At 72.7% G+C, this 18,563-nt stretch carries 20 protein-coding genes and 1 tRNA gene; 16 read left to right on the forward strand and 5 right to left on the reverse strand.

The genetic code is table 11. From position 1 onward, the window contains the following. The first annotated feature begins 188 nt into the window (after positions 1-188). Together ACTT8P_RS18245 and ACTT8P_RS18250 are read left to right on the forward strand one after the other, a co-directional pair. Positions 189-2,615: a helicase-associated domain-containing protein gene (locus tag ACTT8P_RS18245; RefSeq protein ID WP_442832724.1), complete on the forward strand. Its 2,427-nt coding sequence runs from the start codon at positions 189-191 to the stop codon at positions 2,613-2,615. Between the two features lie 251 nt (positions 2,616-2,866). Then, complete coding sequence (locus ACTT8P_RS18250; RefSeq protein ID WP_442832709.1) at positions 2,867-3,607, forward strand: ANTAR domain-containing response regulator; 741 nt, start codon at positions 2,867-2,869, stop codon at positions 3,605-3,607. A 38-nt stretch (positions 3,608-3,645) separates the two neighbouring features. Here the strand turns inward: ACTT8P_RS18250 and ACTT8P_RS18255 are convergent, their stop codons facing one another. The 3 genes from ACTT8P_RS18255 to ACTT8P_RS18265 form a co-directional block, all read right to left on the reverse strand. Then, entirely contained in the window at positions 3,646-5,508 is a 1,863-nt protein-coding gene (locus ACTT8P_RS18255; RefSeq protein ID WP_442832710.1) for a copper resistance CopC/CopD family protein, read from the reverse strand. Between the two features lie 185 nt (positions 5,509-5,693). After that, on the reverse strand, positions 5,694-6,458 hold the full coding sequence (locus tag ACTT8P_RS18260) for an SDR family NAD(P)-dependent oxidoreductase (RefSeq protein WP_442832711.1): 765 nt from the start codon (positions 6,456-6,458) through the stop codon (positions 5,694-5,696). Next, entirely contained in the window at positions 6,455-6,946 is a 492-nt protein-coding gene (locus ACTT8P_RS18265; RefSeq protein ID WP_442832712.1) for a cupin domain-containing protein, read from the reverse strand. The genes ACTT8P_RS18260 and ACTT8P_RS18265 overlap by 4 nt, the downstream gene beginning before the upstream one ends. A gap of 500 nt (positions 6,947-7,446) precedes the next feature. On the opposite strand from ACTT8P_RS18265, the gene ACTT8P_RS18270 reads away from it, so the two are divergent. The 5 genes from ACTT8P_RS18270 to ACTT8P_RS18290 all read left to right on the forward strand — a co-directional run bounded on the left by ACTT8P_RS18270 (position 7,447) and on the right by ACTT8P_RS18290 (position 10,078). Next, entirely contained in the window at positions 7,447-8,058 is a 612-nt protein-coding gene (locus tag ACTT8P_RS18270) for an HhH-GPD-type base excision DNA repair protein (RefSeq protein WP_442832713.1), read from the forward strand. Between the two features lie 103 nt (positions 8,059-8,161). Next, positions 8,162-8,527 (forward strand): hypothetical protein, encoded by a 366-nt coding sequence (locus ACTT8P_RS18275; RefSeq protein WP_442832714.1) that lies wholly within the window; start codon positions 8,162-8,164, stop codon positions 8,525-8,527. Positions 8,528-8,598: 71 nt separating this feature from the next. Next, positions 8,599-8,739, forward strand: a complete 141-nt coding sequence (locus ACTT8P_RS18280; protein WP_442832715.1) for a hypothetical protein — start codon at positions 8,599-8,601, stop codon at positions 8,737-8,739. A gap of 202 nt (positions 8,740-8,941) precedes the next feature. Continuing rightward, on the forward strand, positions 8,942-9,238 hold the full coding sequence (locus ACTT8P_RS18285; protein WP_003999914.1) for a type II toxin-antitoxin system VapB family antitoxin: 297 nt from the start codon (positions 8,942-8,944) through the stop codon (positions 9,236-9,238). Positions 9,239-9,415: 177 nt separating this feature from the next. Then, a complete protein-coding gene (locus ACTT8P_RS18290) occupies positions 9,416-10,078 on the forward strand; it encodes a LytR C-terminal domain-containing protein (RefSeq protein WP_442832725.1) in 663 nt (220 codons plus the stop codon). 22 nt (positions 10,079-10,100) lie between these two features. Here the strand turns inward: ACTT8P_RS18290 and upp are convergent, their stop codons facing one another. Then, on the reverse strand, positions 10,101-10,736 hold the full coding sequence (gene upp, locus ACTT8P_RS18295; protein ID WP_442832716.1) for a uracil phosphoribosyltransferase: 636 nt from the start codon (positions 10,734-10,736) through the stop codon (positions 10,101-10,103). A 769-nt stretch (positions 10,737-11,505) separates the two neighbouring features. Here upp and ACTT8P_RS18300 point away from each other — a divergent pair. From ACTT8P_RS18300 to ACTT8P_RS18330, 7 genes are all read left to right on the forward strand, one after another. Next, positions 11,506-12,042, forward strand: coding sequence for a tRNA adenosine deaminase-associated protein (locus ACTT8P_RS18300; RefSeq protein ID WP_442832726.1), 537 nt, complete (start codon positions 11,506-11,508; stop codon positions 12,040-12,042). A gap of 113 nt (positions 12,043-12,155) precedes the next feature. Then, positions 12,156-12,587 carry a tRNA adenosine(34) deaminase TadA gene (tadA, locus tag ACTT8P_RS18305; RefSeq protein ID WP_442832727.1) on the forward strand — a complete coding sequence of 144 codons (432 nt, stop codon included), beginning with the start codon at positions 12,156-12,158 and terminating at the stop codon, positions 12,585-12,587. 45 nt (positions 12,588-12,632) lie between these two features. Further along, positions 12,633-12,717: transfer RNA gene (locus ACTT8P_RS18310), tRNA-Ser, on the forward strand. Between the two features lie 82 nt (positions 12,718-12,799). Further along, complete coding sequence (locus ACTT8P_RS18315) at positions 12,800-13,000, forward strand: hypothetical protein (protein ID WP_361159118.1); 201 nt, start codon at positions 12,800-12,802, stop codon at positions 12,998-13,000. 13 nt (positions 13,001-13,013) lie between these two features. Next, entirely contained in the window at positions 13,014-13,307 is a 294-nt protein-coding gene (locus ACTT8P_RS18320; RefSeq protein WP_442832717.1) for a Dabb family protein, read from the forward strand. Positions 13,308-13,507: 200 nt separating this feature from the next. Beyond that, the gene (locus tag ACTT8P_RS18325; RefSeq protein WP_442832718.1) at positions 13,508-14,332 is read left to right on the forward strand and encodes an RNA polymerase sigma factor SigF; all 825 of its coding nucleotides are present in this window, start codon (positions 13,508-13,510) and stop codon (positions 14,330-14,332) included. Positions 14,333-14,601: 269 nt separating this feature from the next. Beyond that, a complete protein-coding gene (locus ACTT8P_RS18330; RefSeq protein WP_442832719.1) occupies positions 14,602-15,522 on the forward strand; it encodes an RNA polymerase sigma factor SigF in 921 nt (306 codons plus the stop codon). A gap of 395 nt (positions 15,523-15,917) precedes the next feature. Here ACTT8P_RS18330 and ACTT8P_RS18335 read toward each other — a convergent pair whose 3' ends face one another. After that, positions 15,918-16,121: a hypothetical protein gene (locus ACTT8P_RS18335; protein WP_442832720.1), complete on the reverse strand. Its 204-nt coding sequence runs from the start codon at positions 16,119-16,121 to the stop codon at positions 15,918-15,920. Between the two features lie 217 nt (positions 16,122-16,338). Here ACTT8P_RS18335 and ACTT8P_RS18340 point away from each other — a divergent pair, with 217 nt between their 5' ends. Beyond that, the gene (locus tag ACTT8P_RS18340) at positions 16,339-16,839 is read left to right on the forward strand and encodes a MarR family winged helix-turn-helix transcriptional regulator (RefSeq protein WP_442832721.1); all 501 of its coding nucleotides are present in this window, start codon (positions 16,339-16,341) and stop codon (positions 16,837-16,839) included. Between the two features lie 13 nt (positions 16,840-16,852). Further along, on the forward strand, positions 16,853-18,563 hold a 1,711-nt coding region (locus tag ACTT8P_RS18345; protein ID WP_442832722.1), incomplete at its 3' end, for an MDR family MFS transporter.

An 18,563-nucleotide genomic window follows, 5' to 3' on the forward strand; every position in this document is an offset into this window, starting at 1 on the left:
CGCCGTAGACACAGATGCCGTCGGCTCGGCTCGTCGGGTTGGGCCCGGCGGGGAGATGCCGTGGACTCTGTCTTCGTACGGCATACGCGGATCAGGGAACTGCGCCATCCTTGACCATGGCGCCGAAGCGGCTTCGGCCCGCCTGTGACGTTTCCCGTCAGTCGAGGTGCACTCTCATGAAGTCCCGCTTGAAGTCCCGATCTACGCTTACGACCTGGCTGAGCGAACTCGACCGTTCTCGCCTGGCACGCGTACTCACCCTGCGGAAGGACGCGGCCTCCGCTCCGGAACCACGCTCGGTGGGGGAACTGGCGGATCGTCTCCAACGTCCGGGGTCCGTGGCACTCGTCCTGCCGCAACTCGCACTGCCGTGCCTGCAGGCCGCCGAGGCGCTGGCAGCCCTGGGGGCGCGGGCGACCCGCGACAGCTTCGCGGAGTTGCTCGGTTCGACATCCCCTGCGGCGGTGCACGCACTGGACGCGACGCTGGAGGCGCTGTCGGATCGGGCGCTCGTGTGGCACGACGGCGACGGGGCACTCCGCATGTCTACGCCCTTGCGGCAGGCGTGGAGCACGCCCCTGGGACTTGACGCGCCGCTGGAGGAGTTGCTGGCCGGCATCACCTCAGAGGAACTGCGCGGCATCCTGACGGTCCTGGGTGTCAAGGCCCCTGGCACCAAGCAGCAGCGACTCGCGGCTCTGCTGGAGCATCACAGTGCCGCGGAACGGGTCGCCGCGCTGGTGGCGGGAGCACCGGCGGCCACACGGAAGTTGCTTGAGGAGAGCGCCAGGTCCACGCCACGTCAGTCGCCGTTCGTCGGGTTCGGTGCTCCTGGCCGCGATCTCCAGCCGGGCGCCCGTTGGGCACTCGACCGCGGGCTTCTGTTCCAGGACCGTCACCGGTACGGGCCCGTCCGGATGCCGGTCGAGGTGGCCTTGGCTCTGCGGGGCCCCGATTGGCACGCTCCGTTCGACCCTCTGCCGCCCCTGCCGCAGTTGGTGCCCGTCACCTCCTCGGAGGTGGAGCGGGAGGCCGCGGCGGCAGCCGGCGCGTTCGCGGCCCGTGCCGCCTCCGTTCTTTCGGCGTGCGCGACCGCTCCACCGGCCCGGCTGAAGTCGGGCGGGATCGGCGCGCGTGAACTGGCCCGGCTCGGCAAGGTCGCCCAGGCGGAGGACGCCGTCGTACGCATCGCCCTGGAGACCGCGTACGCCGCCGGGCTGCTGGCCCGCGACGGCGATCGCGTACTCCCCACCGAGGCGTACGACACCTGGGCCGAGCAGGAGCCCGCGGAACAACTCGCCGTACTGCTCCGGGCATGGCGGGACCTGCCGCTCACCCCCACCCGGGCGCGCGACGAAGACGACAAGTCGCTTCCCGCGCTCGCCGGTGCGCCTGCCTGCGGCGGCTGTCTGCAAGCCCGCCACGGGCTGTTCACCGCGGCGGCGGGGCTCCCGGCAGGACAGGGTGTGAAGGTCGCTTCGGAGCTGGGGCCGCTCGTGGCCTGGCACCGTCCGCTCGCCGACGACGCCTCGCCCGAGGACACGGCACCGTTCGGCACCGTGATCCGCGAAGGCGAACTGCTGGGCGTGCTGGCACGGGGGGCACTGTCCCCGCTCGGTGCCCACCTGGCGGCCCACGCCGACGAAGAACTCGACAGCACGGCCCTGCGGCTGCTGCCCCCCGCGACCACGACGGCCCGGATCGGCGCCGACCTCACCGCCGTCGTCACCGGCACCCCCTCCGCGCGCCTCTCGGCGCTGCTGGATTCGACGGCCGACCGGGAGACCAGTGGCACGGCGTCGGTATGGCGCTTCAGTGCCGGCAGTGTCCGCCGGGCCCTGGACGCCGGCCGTACCCCGGACGGCATCGCAGCCGACCTGGCCGGTAGCTCCGCCACGGCCCTGCCACAGCCGCTGACCTATCTCATCGCCGACACCGCGCGAGGTCATGGACGGGTGCGCATCGCCCCCGCGGCCTGTGTCATCCACGGCGACGAACCCGCGCTCCTGGCCGAACTCGCCGCCCACCGCGCACTGGCCAAGCTCGCCCTGCGGCAGCTCGCCCCGACGGTCCTGGTCAGCGGCAGTCCACCCGCGACGACTCTCGCCGCGATCCGCGCCGCGGGTTACGCCCCGGTCGCCGAGACCGCCGGGGGGACGGTACGCATCGAGAAGCAGCTGCCGCGGAGGGCCGCCGCCGTCCCGCCGCCGCGAGGGCAGGTCGGGCGGCGCGGCCCCCGGAACACCGCGACTCGCGCCTCGGATCTGCCCACCGACACCGGGATGGACGTCCTGGCCGACCGACTGCTCAAGGCCCTGCCGACGGCACCGGAACCGGACCCGTTCGGCAGCGGGGTGCCTTTCGCGACGGACACCGAGGAGATTGTCGCCGGATACGCGAAGCACCTGTCGTACAGCGACGTCCGCCAGGTCGCCCATGCCATCGACACGGGTACGGCCATCACGGTCGAGTACGTCGCCGCCTCGGGCAACCGGACCGTACGGACCCTCAGCGACCTGCAACTCGACCCGCCCTGCCTCGACGCCTGGTGCCACCTGCGCGAAGCGGAACGCGTCTTCACACTCTCCCGCATCCATGGCGTGATGCCCGCGTAGGACTCGACGACCAAGGCCGGGTGCCCGGGGACCCGGGCACCGGTTGAATCGACCCTAGGACGGCCGGGACGCGAGCGGGGCGGCCTTGTGGGGAGAAGCGCTTTCCCCACCAACGGGTTCCCTCATTCGGGTGTGATTTCGTGAAATGGGTTGCCGAATGAACCGCACGCCTCCCCCAGCTTTCCCCGGTATGGGGAGAAGAGGGCCGAAGCGGTGCCTCCGGCCCGCCCCGCGGCGTAGCGTGAAGTGCCATGACGTCCGAACAACGGCTGGCCGACGCGTTCCTGGCCCTGGCCGGCGGCACCGAGGCCGGTCCCCTGGACGTGTCCAGGACGCTCACGGCCCTGGCCCATCGCGCCCCCGCCCTGCTCGGCGTGCGCGCCGCGGCCGTGGTGTTCGAGCCCGCCGGCCCGGCCCCGGCGTTGGTGGCGGGCTCGGACCCCGAGGTGTCCCGCCTCGAACAGGATGCCGTGGACTGGCGCGAGGGTCCCGGCCTCGAATGCCGCCGCGTCTCCGGTCTCCGCCCGGCGCCGGAGGCCCTCGACAGCGAGGTCGGCCGGCGGCGCTGGCCGCGCTACGCCGCACGGGCCACGCGACTGGGCCACACCCACGTCCTGGCCCTCCCCCTGCGTACCCGCCCCGCGGCGGGCGGCGCCCTGGTCCTGCTGACCGACGCCCCGCGGTCCCTCACCCCGGACGCGGTGGCCCTCGGCACCTCGCTCGCCGACTTCACCGCCGTCACACTGGAGCGGGCCCGCGAGGCCGACCGCAGCCGGACGCTCACCAGCCAGCTGGAGCAGGCGCTGACCGGCCGCGTCGTCATCGAACAGGCCAAGGGGGTCCTCGGCACCCTCCTGGGGCTCTCCCCGGACGACGCGTTCGACATCCTGCGCAAGCACGCCCGTACGCGTCGGCGGTCGGTGCGGGACGTGGCCCGCGAGGTGGTCGAGGGGCACGCCGACCCGGAGCTGACCGGCCGGCCCGTCGCCTGACGGCAAGTCATGTCCGGCTCCGGACGCCACCGCGGCGGCTACGGCGTGACCCGGGCCCGTCCCGTCCCGGTCGTCTGGTCCACGTCCGACACCCGCACCGTCGCCCGCATCGTCCAGGTGCCGGGGAGCGGGAGGGTGACGGAGTTGGCGCTCCAGTAGCCGCCCCGGTCGGTCAGCCCCGCGTCAATGGGGCCGATGTCCCGGTCGGGGAGGGAGAAGGAGAGCCGCAGTTCGGGTACGGCGGTCAGACCGCCGTCGGCGCCGAAGACCACGGCCTGCACCGCGTTCTCGCCGGTGCGGCCGGGGTCCAGGGTGATCTGGACGGTTCCCCGGCCGCCCGGGGTGCCGACGTCGAACGGGACCGTGGTGAGGGACGCGGGGTTCGGCGCGGCCACCGGGCCGGCTCCGGCCGACCCGGCCGCCCCGGCCGCCCCGCCGCCGGTCCGGCCGGGCGAGGTGCCGGTGAGCACGGTGGTGATCAGCAGCACGCCGGCGGCGATCAGTGTCTCGGCGCACACTGACCGGCGCAGGGGGCGGTGGGGGGTGGGGGGTGGTTGGGGGTCGTCGGGGGTGAGGGCGGGGGTGGGGGCGGGGGTGGGAGCAAGGATCCGTACGGGAGCAGAGGCCCCAGAAACAGACGCGAGGGCGGGAACAGAGGCAGGGCCCGGACCCGACGCAAGCCCGGAGCCGGCCGCAGGGCTCACCGCATCCCCCCGTCCCCCCGCCGCCCCCACCATCCGCCGCGTCCACCGGCGTGACACCCCGGCCGCCGCCAGCAGCAGGAGCACCGCGGCCCCCTTGGCCAGCAGCAGCCTGCCGTACGGTGTGCCGGTGAGGGCCGGCCAGGAGCCGAGGCCGCGCCAGGACTGGTAGACGCCGGTCACGGTCAGGACCGCCACCGAGGCCAGGGCCAGCCGGGAGAACCGGGCGACGACGGCGGCCGGGAGGGCCGGTCCGGTCGGGGTGCGGCGCAGCAGCGTGAGCAGGGCCGCGAGGCCGCCCAGCCAGCAGGCCGTCGCCAGCAGGTGCAGTACCGCCGACGTGAGCGCCACCGGAACCTGGCTGCCGGCCGCCGCGTGCTCGGCACCGGCCCAGGTCAGCGCGAGTACGACGGCCAGCGCGGCGCCCGCCGCACACGCCCCGCGCCCCGCCCCGCCGCCGGGCCGCAGCAGCCGGGCCGCCAGGAACGCGGCCGCCCCGAGCAGCACCAGCCGGGCCAGCAGCAGCGCCCCCGGCCGGGTGGTCAGAGTGTGGCCGAGGACGCCGGGGTCGACGGCGGCGCCCGGGCCGGTGCCCGCCTCGTAGGGGCCGCGCAGCAGCAGGAGGGCGACGGTGGCCGCCAGCAGGGCCCACCAGCCCGTCGCCGCCAGGGGACGCAGCCGTCCGGCATCCGGCGGACGGCACAGCACGACGAACGCCGCCGTGCCGACGAGCAGGGCGCCCGCGAGATAGGCGAGGTAGCGGGCGGCGGTGTGCAGGGCGCCGGTGAGCGGGTCCTCGGCCGGACCGGGGTCCGCGGCCGTGGCGGAGGGCCGGCCCACGGAGAAGGTGAACGCGCCGGAGACCGGGTGACTGTCGGCGGACACCACCCGCCAGGCCACCGTGTACGTGCCCGCGCCGAGCCGGTCCGGGCGGGGAAAGGAAACGCGGGCCGTCTCGGACCGGTCGTCCGCGCGGCCCGCCGCCCCGACGCGGACCCGGTGGCCGTCGGGGCCGAGGACGCGGAAGGAGTCGTCGCGCAGGCCGACGGACTCGCTGAACGTCAGGGTGAGGTGCCGGGGGGCGCGCTCGAGGACGGTTCCGTCGGCGGGGTCGGTGGCGGTGAGGGCGGCGTGGGCGGACGCCGGTCCGGCGCCGAGGAGGAAGAGGACGAACAGGACCAGCACGGTGCCGAGCAGCACCAGCCCCTGAACTCCGCGACGCCCTCCCTGAACTCCGCGACGCCCTCCGTGAATTCGACGACGCCCTCCGTGTTCACGGTGTTCACGTTTCCCGCCACCCCTCACGCCACCACCCCGTCGTGCGACTCACCGGCTCGGGGATACGTACGGACGCGAGGGGCCATGTGCTCACCGGGACGGGACGATCACCAGGACGGACGCGCCGACACCCCGCCGTCCACCACCAGGTCGTGCCCGGTGACGAAGGAGGCCAGCCGGGAGGCGAGGAACACGCAGGCGTCGCCGACGTCCTCCGGGCGGCCGAGCCGGCCCGCGGGCACCGCGTCCAGCCAGCGCCGTACGCCCTCGGGCCAGGCCCCGGCCAGGCCGTCCCGGTCGGTCAGGCCGGGGGAGACGGTGTTGACGCGGATGCCCCACCGGCCGTACTCCAGGGCCGCCGCGCGGGCGTGCAGGACGACCGCCGCCTTGGCCGCGCCGTAGTGGGCGTGGCCGGGGGCGGTGGCGCGTGCCTCGATGGAGGCGATGTGGGTGACGGTGCCGCCGGTGCCGGTACGGCGCATCACCTCCGCCGCGGCCTGCGTACAGGCGAAGACGCTGGTCAGGTCGGTGTCCACCACCGTCCGCCACTCGGCCGCCGTCATCCCGGGCAGGTCCCGCACCGGCTGTACGGCGGCGTTGTTGACGAGTGCGTCCAGCCGTCCGCCGCCCCAGTCGGCGGCCTCCTCGACCAGGTGCCGACAGGCGTCCTCGTCGGTGAGGTCGGCCCGCAGCACGACCGCCCGACCGCCGCGTTCACGCACCCGGGCGGCCACCTCGCCGGCTGCCGCCACCGACGTACGGCAGTGCAGCGCGACCGCCGCGCCCTCCTCTGCGAGGCGCAGCGCGATGCCCCGGCCGATACCGCCGCCCGCGCCCGTGACCAGGGCCGTCTGTCCGTCAAGGAGGTTCATGGGCGGCAGAGTTCCATGATCCGGGCCGCCTCGGCCGGGTAGCGCGCGGTCAGTTCCCCGGCGTCGCCGTGCTCGTAGTCCGGGTAGCTGAAGCCGGGCGCCATCGTGCAGCCGAAGAGGGTCCAGGCGCCGCCGGCCGCGACCCGGCCGCCCATCCAGGTGCCGGCCGGGACGGTGAGCTGGACCTGCTGGCCGCCCAGCACGTCCGGTCCCAGGACCGCCGTACGGGCGCTGCCGTCGGGTTCGAGGAGGAGCAGATGGAGGGGGTCGCCGAGGTAGTGGTGCCAGATCTCGTCGGCGGGCAGGCGGTGCAGGGCGGAGAAGTCGCCGGGGCGGGCGGTCAGCAGCGCGACGATCGCGGTGCCGGCCGGGCGGCCGTCGGGACGTTCCGGCCCGGCCCAGGTACGCCGGAACAGGCCGCCCTCGCGCGGGATCGGCTCCAGCCCGTAGTGCGCGGCGAGTTCCTCGGGGGTCGGCGGACTGCTCATCCGCGGCAGCGTACGCCCGCCGGGCGACTGCCGCCCTCTTCGACGAGCCGGTCGGCCAGTTGCCACCGGCTCTTCCGACGAACCGGTCGGCGGTGGCCGCCGTGGCCGTCTCCGCGACGGCGACGCGCCGTACAGCCGTACAGCCGTACAGCCGTACAGCCGTACGGTCGTACAGCCGTACGGTCGTACGGTCGATGCCGTACAGCGGCTCGGCGCGCGGCGGCCGGCCGAGGGCGGCCCGACGCGCGGGGCCGGCGCGAGGCAGGGCAGGAACAGCTCGGGGTACGCGTGTGGCGTGGCCGGCGCGGCGGAGGCGGACTCGGCCACCGGCCGCCGGCCGCCGTACGACGGCGGAACGCACCGCCGTGCACGCGTCGTCGCCGGGAATCGTCGGCGCGCAGGTGCGGGACGCCCCGGGTCGCACGGTGGATCCCGACGCTCACCCCGCCCCACCACCTGCCGGGCGCGCGGCCCGGGACCCGACGCGCGATCATCGGTTCATGGACGTCACCCTGCACCTCGCCCAGGACCCGGAGGCCGACGAGCTGCTCGGCCGCAGCCCGCTCGCCGCGCTGGTCGGGATGCTGCTGGACCAGCAGATTCCGATGGAGTGGGCGTTCAAGGGCCCCGCCACCATCGCCCGCCGGATGGGCGCGGACGACCTGGACGCGCACGACATCGCCGCGTACGACCCGGAGGAGTTCGCCGCGCTGCTCGCCGCGAAACCGGCGGTGCACCGCTACCCCGGCTCGATGGCGGGCCGCGTCCAGCAGCTGTGCCGCTATCTCGTGGAGCACTACGACGGCGCCGCCGACGGCGTCTGGCAGGACGCCGGCGACGGCCGCGAGCTGCTCCGCCGCCTCCAGGACCTGCCCGGGTTCGGCAGACAGAAGGCGCAGATCTTCCTCGCCCTGCTCGGCAAGCAGCTCGGCGTCCGCCCGGACGGCTGGCGCGAGGCGGCGGGCCCCTACGGCGAACCGACCGCCTTCCGCTCGGTCGCCGACATCACGGGCCCGGAGTCGCTGGCCAAGGTCCGCGCGCACAAGCAGGAGATGAAGGCGGCGGCGAAGGCCGCCAAGGGAAAGCAGGGAGAAGTAAGCAGGGGGAAGTAAGCAGGGAGAAGTAGGAGGAGGAAGCAGAAGCCGCCGTCCGGACTCGTCCCCGACCGGCCCCCTCCGACGTGCGCCCCCGCCCCGCCCGTCGCCAGCATGAACCATGGCCGAGTCACCGAGCGGCTCCCGTCCGCCGTCGCCCGCCGCCCGCCGGCGCGCCTGGGCGCGCGTACTGGTGCTGCTGCTCGCCCTGCTCGTACCCGGCACGTACGCACAGGCGCAGGCCGGGCCGCCCGCCGCGGTGACCGGCGACACCGGCGGCGGTACGGCGGCCGAGTACGACCTGCTCGACTCCGCCCTGCGGGCACCCGCCCGCGCCACCCGCCGCGGTGCCGCGCCCCGGCGCCCGGCACCGCGGCCCCCGCGCACGCCGCGGCCGACCGCTTCCCCCGCCGCCCGGTGCGCCGCGCCCGCACTCCCGCCACCGTCCTTCCGGCACCCTGCGCGCTCCGTCGTCCTGCGCTGCTGACCGGCCCGGCCACCCGCCCCCGCCGGCCAGCACCCCGCACACGACGTACGACGCACGGACCGAGGAAACCCATGCTCAAAGACCCTTACGCCGTCCTGCGCGCCCTCCTGCGCGCGGAGGCCAGCCGCAACAACCCCAGCCCCGAGCCCCGACCCGCACCGACCACCTCCCAGGTACGGAAGCACCCCGCACCGGAGCGTGACCGCGGCTGACCGCACGGTCGACCGGCGGCGGGGGACGACCACCCCCGCCGCCGCCCGCCGCCGCCACCCCGCCGCCCGGCGCCGATGTCCGGCGCCGATGTCCCGTTTCCCGCGTTTCCCCGCTTTGTGCCGCCTTTGCTCCGGCTTTTTCAGTCCCCGCACTCCGCCTCCATGGCTGCGCCCGGAACGTCTGGGCCGGTAGGCTTTCCGTGTGATCTTCAAGCGCATCGGAAACGGCCGGCCGTACCCCGACCACGGCCGGGAGAGCACCCGGCAGTGGGCGGACGTCGCACCGCGCCCGGTCCGCCTCGATCAGCTCGTGACGACCAAGGGCCAGCTCGACCTGGAGACCCTGCTCGCCGAGGACTCCACCTTCTACGGCGACCTCTTCGCGCACGTCGTGAAGTGGCAGGGCGACCTCTACCTGGAGGACGGCCTGCACCGCGCGGTGCGCGCCGCGCTCCAGCAGCGCCAGGTGCTGCACGCCCGCGTTCTCGAGCTCGACTGACGCCCCGGCCGGCGCCCGCCGCTGTCCCGCCGCCGCCCCGCCGAGGTCCCGCCAGGCGCCGCTTGGCCCTTTCGGGTTGCATTCGGATATCGCCCCGCGCCGTCGAATGATCATCTAGTAGGCATTGCCGTCGGTGCGCACTACGCTGCGTTCATGAGCATGCTGACTCCCCCCGGCATGGGCGGCAAGTACCGGATCACGGGTGACAAATACCCGCGGATGCGGCGTCCCCGGCGGCGCGGCAGGCTCGCTTTCCTCGCCGTCGCCTGCGTCGCCGCCCTCGGCCTGATCGGCTGGGGCACCTGGCAGCTCGTCGACGTCTTCACCGGCGACGACGAGGCGGCGGCCGCCGCCGGCACCAGGTCGGGCCGCTGCACCGCGGCCGACACCGCCGGTGACTCCGGCCATGACTCCACCCGTGACTCCTCGGGCACGAACGTTTCGTCCTCCCCCGCGGCCGTGCCCAAGCCCGGCACGGTCACCGTCAACGTCCTCAACGCCACCACCCGCAGCGGCCTCGCCAAGGAGACCGCCGACGAACTGAAGAAGCGCGGCTTCCGGATCGGCGACGTGGGCAACGCGCCCGCGAAGTACGACAAGAAGGTCGCCGGCACCGGCGTCCTGCTCGGTCCCGCCGCCGCCCTGAAGACCACACTGCCGGTACTCGGCACCCAGCTGCCGGCCGCCGAGCGGCGCACCGAGGCGGCCCGCAAGGGCGCCTCGGTCGACCTCATCATCGGCGACAAGTTCACGGGACTGGCGAAGAAGGCGCAGGCCGACACGGCCCTGGCCGCGTTGAACGCGCCGCAGCCCTCCCCGAGCGCCGGGAAGGGCTGCTGACGGAAAGAGCGCGGCGCGGCGGTTACTCGGCCGCGCCGTACATCCGGTCGCCCGCGTCGCCGAGGCCCGGCACGATGTAGCCGTGCTCGTTGAGGCGCTGGTCGACCGAGGCCGTCACGACGGTCACCGGGGTGCCGGCCAGCTCGCGCTCCATGACCTCGACGCCCTCGGGGGCGGCCAGCAGCACCACGGCGGTCACGTCGTCGGCGCCGCGCCGCATCAGCTCCTTGATCGCGGCGACCAGGGTGCCGCCGGTGGCCAGCATCGGGTCGAGGACGTAGACCTGACGGCCGGAGAGGTCGTCCGGCATGCGGGTGGCGTAGGTGGACGCCTGGAGCGTCTCCTCGTTGCGCACCATGCCCAGGAAGCCCACCTCGGCGGTGGGTAGCAGCCGGACCATGCCGTCGAGCATGCCGAGACCGGCCCGCAGGATCGGCACCACCAGCGGGCGCGGGTAGGAGAGCTTGACGCCGGTGGTCTGCTCGACCGGCGTCTGGATGTCGACCTGTTCGGTCCGCACGTCGCGGGTGGCCTCGTAGGCGAGCAGGGTGACCAGCTCGTCGGCGAGCCGACGGAAGGTGGCGGAGTCGGTGCGCCGGTCGCGCAGCGTGGTGAGCTTGTGGGCGACCAGGGGGTGGTCGACGACGTGGAGACGCATGTCCCCCACAGTAACCGGGCCCCGCGTCGAACCGTCCGGACGGGGGAAGACGGAAGGGGACGGACGCGGGGTGATGAGACAGTGCCTGACCGGGAATTCCACGACACGCCGTCCCTCGGTGAGCCACCACGGGCCGCACGGAGGGAACCACGGAGGGAACCACGCAGCGAACCACGCAGCGAACCACGGAGGGAACCACCGAGGGAACAGAGCCGGGCGACGGCCCCGGCTCCCGCTCCGGCTCCCGCTCCGGCTCCCGCCCCGGCCCCCGCCCCGGACGCCGAGCGGCGGCGGCGTCGGGAGCGGTTCCTGCGGGAACTGCGCGAGGCCCGGGAACTGCGGGACCGGGTGCAGCCGCGCCGGGCCCGGACCGCCCGGCTGCGCCGGGCCATGCGGATGCGCACGTTCCGCTGGTAGCCCGCCCGGCCCTGATGTCCTGAGCCGGGAAGATCGCGCGCCGCGCCGGTGTTGCTCCCGTGCGGGCGTGCGCGGACGCCACGGCAAAGCCGCGTACGATCCGCAAGTGGCGGCGACGAGTGTGCTGGTGGGCCCCTCGTGACGCGGTTCCGGCGTGCTCATGGACGGGATCGCGGCGCGGACGGACCCACGATCAAAACAGCCGGACACAGGGAGCCGAAGACGTCCCCTGACGGCCATGTTTCTGCCACGATTCCGAGTGGGTGGGGCTCGGAGCCCGCTCCTTCCCCGCCCTGGACCTCCGCCGGGGGGAACCCCGACCGGCACGCCTATGACCAGTGGGAGAGTCACGGTGTACTTCGCCGCACTGCTCGCGCGCACCGAAGACGGGTGGGAAGCGAGCGACACGGAGCTCGACGATGTGGAGACCCTGGCGGACCTGGCCGACCTGGCCCGGGAAGCCACTCCCGACGAGGACACCGTCCTCGTCCTGATCGAGCAGGAGGGCGGGTGGTTCGGTGTCGTCCGGGTGGACGGCGAGGAGGACCCCCGCATCTACGTCTCCGACGCCGCCGCCGCTGCCCGCAGCAGCTACGGCGAGATCCTGCTCACCGATGAACTGCTCGGCCGAAAACCCGGCGACGACGGCACCGACCTGGACGCCCTCGACCTCGACGGCACCGAGGACGGTGAGTCCGACGACGACGAACCCGACGCCGCCGCGGACACCCCGGCCGCCGACGCCGTACCGCACGGGCCGGTGGGCGACGCCGGGGTCCTGGACGACCTCGGTGTGAGCGAGAAGGAACTGCTCTCGATGACCGAGGACGCGCTCATGGAGATCGCCGAGTCGCTGGGCGCCTCCGAGGTACTGGAGACCGTCCGCTGACCCCACCGAACACCTCCGGCGCACCGGGAGCACCGGGAGCACCCGGTACTCCCGGCGTCCCGTCCGCTCCCGAGGCGGTGGCGGACCCGGTGCGCGCGCCCTGGCGGCCCGCGATGCGGCTCGCCCTGGACGAGGCGCGCCGGGCCGCCGCCGGCGGGGACGTCCCCGTCGGCGCCGTGGTGCTGTCCCCGGACGGCACCGCGGTGCTCGCCGCCGGGCACAACGAGCGCGAGGCCACCGGCGATCCGACCGCGCACGCCGAGGTCCTCGCGATCCGGCGGGCCGCGGCCCGGCTCGGCGAGTGGCGGCTGACCGGCTGCACCCTCGTCGTCACGCTGGAGCCCTGCGTGATGTGCGCGGGCGCCCTCGTGCAGTCCCGGGTGGACCGGGTGGTCTACGGCGCCCGCGACGAGAAGGCGGGCGCGGCCGGCTCGCTGTGGGACGTCGTACGCGACCGGCGGCTCAACCACCGGCCCGAGGTGATCGGAGAGGTCCGCGCCGAGGAGTGCGCCGCCCTGCTCACCGACTTCTTCCGGCACCGCTGAATACCGATTTCGAAGCACCGCCCACCGTGCGGTAAGGTCTCTCCCGGTAGCGTGTCCGAGCGGCCGAAGGAGCTCGCCTCGAAAGCGAGTGTGGCGCAAGTCACCGAGGGTTCAAATCCCTCCGCTACCGCTTCTTTACGAGGGCCCCGTCGAAAGGCGGGGCCCTTCGTGCGATCATGAGCAGCGCTCGGACAGCAGCCCGGACACCGGGGATGCCAGCGACAGGGGAGGCCGCGGTGGCGGTGAACGCGAAGAAGATCGCCGTCTATGTGGTCGTGGTCTTCGTGCTGTACCTGATCATCACGGACCCCGCCAAGGCCGCGGACTACGTCCAGATAGGGTTCGAGGGCATCTCCGACGCGGCCAAGGCCATCGGCGACTTCATGTCCTGGGTCGCCCACGGCGGACAGTGAGGACGGCACAGCGATGATCCGGCACCTGGTCCTGTTCAAGCTGAACGAGGGCGTCACGCGCGACGACCCGCGCGTGGTCGAGGGCGTCGCGGCGTTCCGTGCCCTCGGCGGCCAGATCGGCGAACTCCGCTTCTGGGAGTGCGGCTGGAACATCAGCGACCGCCCCATCGCCTACGACTTCGCCATCAACTCGGCCGTCGACGACACCGACGCCCTGAAGCGCTACCTGGAACACCCGGCGCACCAGGCGGGCGTCGCGCTGTGGCGCGAGTTCGCCACCTGGGTGATGGCGGACTACGACTTCTAGCCCGGCTCCCGCCCCGGCTCCGACCCCGCACCGTTCCGGTGTGGGGTTCTTTGCGTTGTACGCACCTTTTCTGACTGTTTCACCTTCAACACGGGGTTATGCGGTGCTTGCACACAGTGCACATGTCTTGTGATGCTATGACCGCTTTTGACGGATGAGTTGACGGATGAGTTTGAGCAGATCATGAGGTGGAGTTGACCGTGTCGGCCAGTACTGCACCTCAAGCGCCGCCCCAGGAGGCGCCCGCGCCCCAGCGCAGCAGCCGGGGCGCCGACACCCGGGCCCTGACCCAGGTGCTCTTCGCCGAACTGAAGGACCTCGCGCCGGGCACCCCGGAGCACACCCGGGTGCGCGCGGCGCTCATCGAGGCCAACCTCCCCCTGGTGCGCTACGCCGCGGCCCGCTTCCGCTCCCGCAACGAGCCGATGGAGGACGTGGTCCAGGTCGGCACGATCGGGCTCATCAACGCCATCGACCGGTTCGACCCGGAGCGGGGCGTGCAGTTCCCGACGTTCGCGATGCCGACCGTGGTCGGCGAGATCAAGCGGTACTTCCGCGACAACGTCCGCACCGTCCACGTACCGCGCCGGCTGCACGAGCTGTGGGTCCAGGTGAACAGCGCGACCGAGGACCTCACGACCGCCTTCGGCCGCTCCCCGACCACCGCCGAGATCGCCGAGCGGTTGCGGATCAGCGAGGAGGAGGTGCTGTCCTGCATCGAGGCGGGACGGTCGTACCACGCCACCTCGCTGGAGGCCGCGCAGGAGGGCGACGGACTGCCGGGACTGCTGGACCGGCTCGGCTACGAGGACCCCGCCCTCGACGGCGTGGAGCACCGGGACCTGGTCCGCCACCTCCTCGTCCAGCTCCCCGAACGGGAGCAGCGCATTCTGCTGCTGCGCTACTACAGCAATCTCACCCAGTCGCAGATCAGTGCGGAACTCGGCGTCTCCCAGATGCACGTCTCGCGGCTACTCGCGCGTAGCTTCCAGCGTTTGAGGTCCGCGAACCGGATCGAAGCGTAATCGCAAGCGTGAGCGGGCTATAACCGGGGAGAGCGAATCGCTCACCAGGGCCGATGTGGGCGATTCAGCCCCGAAAGACCGTCAGACCCCCTGTTTCCAGGGGGTTTTCACATCTCGCATGTCGACATGTCACTACAGCGTGTTGCCGACATGTGACATTCTGCGGGAGACGCGTTTGCCGGAGCTCCGGCTCCGGTATTCAGGTGAAGGCTGCGCTCCTGAAGTGGGAGCGCGAAGTCACGACCGTCCCGCGACCCAAAGGGGGTGGCATGTCCGCAGACCAGGGCAGCTCGAAGGTGCTCGCGCTCGCCGAGAGCGAGACCGCGCCCGACGCGCTCGATGCGCTCGGCTCCATCGACGAGACCGCTGCGCTCGACGCAGTGCCGGCTCAGCCTCTCCCGGCTCTCGTCGCCCTTCCGGCGCCGGAGGCCATCGACACCCGCACCCTGTCCCGCTCCCTGTTCCTGCGGCTCGCCGCCCTCGACGAGGACAGCCCGGAGCGGGCCTACGTCCGGGACACGCTGATCGAGCTCAACCTCCCGCTGGTGCGGTACGCCGCCGCGCGGTTCCGCTCCCGCAACGAGCCGATGGAGGACATCGTCCAGGTCGGCACGATCGGCCTGATCAAGGCGATCGACCGGTTCGACTGCGAACGGGGCGTGGAGTTCCCGACCTTCGCGATGCCGACCGTGGTCGGGGAGATCAAGCGGTTCTTCCGGGACACGTCCTGGTCGGTGCGGGTGCCGCGCCGGCTCCAGGAGCTGCGGCTGGCGCTGACCAAGGCGTCCGACGAGCTGTCACAGAAGCTCGACCGGTCGCCGACGGTGGCCGAACTGGCCACCGTGCTCGGGGTCTCCGAGGAGGACGTCGTCGACGGCCTCGCGGTCGGCAACGCCTACACCGCCTCCTCGCTGGACTCGCCGGCCCCCGAGGACGACGGCGGTGAGGGCTCGCTGGCGGACCGCCTGGGCTACGAGGACACGGCGCTGGAGGGCGTGGAGTACCGCGAGTCCCTCAAGCCGCTGCTGGCCAAGCTGCCGCCCCGGGAGCGGCAGATCATCATGCTCCGCTTCTTCGCCAACATGACGCAGTCGCAGATCGGCGAGGAGGTCGGCATCTCCCAGATGCATGTCTCCCGGCTCCTCACCCGCACCCTGTCCCAGCTCCGCGAGGGCCTCATCTCCGACTGAGCGCCGCCCGGCGGGGAGCAGAGCAGCGAGGGCAGCGGGGTACGTCGTCCGTACGGCACCCGCTCGGTACGGCACCTGTGGCACCTGCGGTGCCGGCGCACCGGGACGCCGGGTAAGAACGACGCCCCAAGAGGGCGTCACGGAGGACGGTGAGGCGTCGCAGCGGCGCGGGTCGGCATCCCGCGCACGCAGGGGGCGCGCCGCCCACGTCCCCGCACCCCGACCACCGGACCACCCGTGACGCGGGTACGCCCGCACCGCCGACTCCCCCACCCGGACAACGGGACTGAGCCAAGGCCCACAAAAACCGAGCGCCGCACCCCGCGGAAGCGGTGGCGCGGCGCATACGGAAGACCGGAAGACCGGAAGAACGGAAGACCGGAAGCGTCAGCGAGTCAGCCGAGCGCCAGCCAGGCCACCGCCGCGATGACCACGACGGCCACCACGATGCCGATGATCAGGCCGACGCGGGGGCCGGAGGAGGCGGCGGCGGGCGCCGCCTGCCGGGTTCCCGGGCCGTCCTCGTCGACGAACGCGCGGAACATCTGGGTGCTGCCTGCGGGATCGTAATTGCCCTGGGGGCCCTGGGTGTTAGCCATGGGCCGAGACACTAGCGAATCCGGCGGAAGGTCCCAAGCGCGGGTCCACCGGGGCGGACCGCCCCCGGGCCGATCGCCAGCCGGCCGACGCCACCTGCGTGTTTACGGTCGCAATACTTGCCTTTGCCAAGCTTTTAGTGCTCTCTTACCTTCTTTATTTGCCTTCAGCAACCAACAGATCTTATGGTTGCCCTAAGCAACAAACCGGGAGGTGCAGATGGCCGAGAAGGCGCAGTACGAGGAGCTGATCCGCCAGTTCAGCGCCTTCGGCGCCGTGAAACGGGAGCTGGGCCGGATCCTTCCGGCCGACTGCCCCGGCGGTTCCGTCGCCGTACTGACGTTGCTCGGCCGTTACGGCGACATGCGCATGAGCAAGCTCTCCGAGTTGCTTGCCGTGGACATGTCGGTGACCAGCCGCCATGTCGCCCACATCGCCGATCGGGGTTGGATCGAACGGTCCCCCGACCCGGCCGACAAACGCTCGCGCATCCTGCGGCTGACGCCCGAGGGCCAGACGCAGCTCGACGAGCTGTCCGAACGGACCACACAGCTGCTCGCCCACCGCCTGGGCGACTGGACCGACGACGAGGTCGGCCAGCTCGCGGGGCTCATGGCCCGGCTCAGGGCGAGTTTCGACGACTGCCGGACGGCACCGGGGCGGACCACCGCGCCGCACGTGCCCGAGCAGTCCACCCGTACACCCGCGATCACCACGTAAGAAAAGGAAGTCCATGGCAACGACCACACCAGCCGGTGTGCGGGCTCATGCCAAGCACGGGGGAGGCTCCTCCGAAGGCGGCGCTCCTATGTCGCACCGGCAGATCATGGAGGCGCTGTCCGGGCTGCTGCTCGGCATGTTCGCCGCCATCCTGTCCTCGACCATCGTCACCAACGCCCTGCCCGAGATCATCGGCGACCTGGGCGGCGGACAGAGCGCCTACACCTGGGTCGTCACCGCCTCGCTGCTGGCGATGACCGCCTCCACCCCGCTGTGGGGCAAGCTCGCGGACCTGGTCGACAAGAAGGCCCTGGTCCAGATAGCCCTGATCGTCTACGTCGTCGGCTCGGTCGTCGCGGGTCTCGCGCAGAACCCGGCGATGCTGATCAGCGCGCGTGTCATCCAGGGCCTGGGGGCCGGCGGTCTGTCCGCCCTGGCCCAGATCATCATGGCCGCGATGATCTCGCCGCGGGAGCGCGGCCGGTACTCCGGCTACCTCGGCGCGACCTTCGCGGTCGCCACCGTCGGCGGCCCGCTGCTCGGCGGTGTCATCACCGACACCTCGTGGCTCGGCTGGCGCTACTGCCTCTTCGTCGGCGCGCCCTTCGCGCTCATCGCGCTGATCGTGCTCCAGAAGACGCTGCACCTGCCGAACGTCAAGCGCAAGGTCAAGGTCGACTGGGCCGGTGCCTTCTTCATCAGCGCCGCCGTCTGCCTGCTGCTCCTGTGGGTCACCTTCGCCGACGACAAGTACGCCTGGGCGTCCTGGCAGACGGCCGTCATGGTCGGCGGTTCCGTCGTCCTGGCGCTGGTCTTCTGCTTCGTCGAGACCAAGGCCAGCGAGCCGATCATCCCGCTGCGCCTGTTCAAGAACCGCACCATCTCCCTGGCGTCGATCGCCTCGCTGTTCGTCGGTATCGCGATGTTCGCGGGCACCGTCTACTTCAGCCAGTACTTCCAGCTCGCCCGGGACAAGTCCCCGACCATGTCGGGTGTCATGACGATCCCGATGATCGGCGGTCTGTTCGTCTCCTCCACCGTCTCCGGTCAGGTCATCACCCGCACCGGCAAGTGGAAGGCGTGGCTGGTCTCCGGCGGCGTCCTGCTGACGGCCGGCCTCGGCCTGCTGAGCAGCATGCGGTACGACACCCCGTACTGGCGCATCGCGATCTTCATGGCGCTGATGGGTCTCGGCGTCGGCATGATGATGCAGAACCTGGTGCTCTGCACGCAGAACCAGGTGGCCCCGAGCGACCTGGGTGCCGCGTCCTCCACGGTGACCTTCTTCCGCTCGCTCGGCGGTGCGGTCGGCGTCTCCGTGCTCGGCTCGATCATGTCGACCCGGATCAGCCACTACGCCTCCGACACCATCGGGCAGCTCAGCCCGCAGGAGCAGGCGGCGGCCGCGAAGGCGTCCGGCGGCGGCTCGATCCCGGACATGGACCTGCTGCCCCCGGGCATCCGCGAGTGGCTGGAGAGCGCCTACGGGCACGGCATCGCCGACATCTTCCTGATCGTCGCGCCGATCGCCTTCCTCGGTCTGCTGGTGACGCTGTTCATCAAGGAGGTGCCGCTGCGCACCACCGGCGCGCTGGCCCAGGCCGCCGAGGCAAACGCCGCCCCCGCCGCCCCGGCTCCCGCCGAGGCCGTCGCCCCGGCCACCGAGCCGGTGCCGGCCGGTGTGGCCGCCTCCTCGGTGTCCCGGGCGGGCCCGGCCGGGTCCC

It is taken from the genome of Streptomyces sp. JW3 (assembly GCF_052216785.1).
GTDB lineage: Bacteria > Actinomycetota > Actinomycetes > Streptomycetales > Streptomycetaceae > Streptomyces.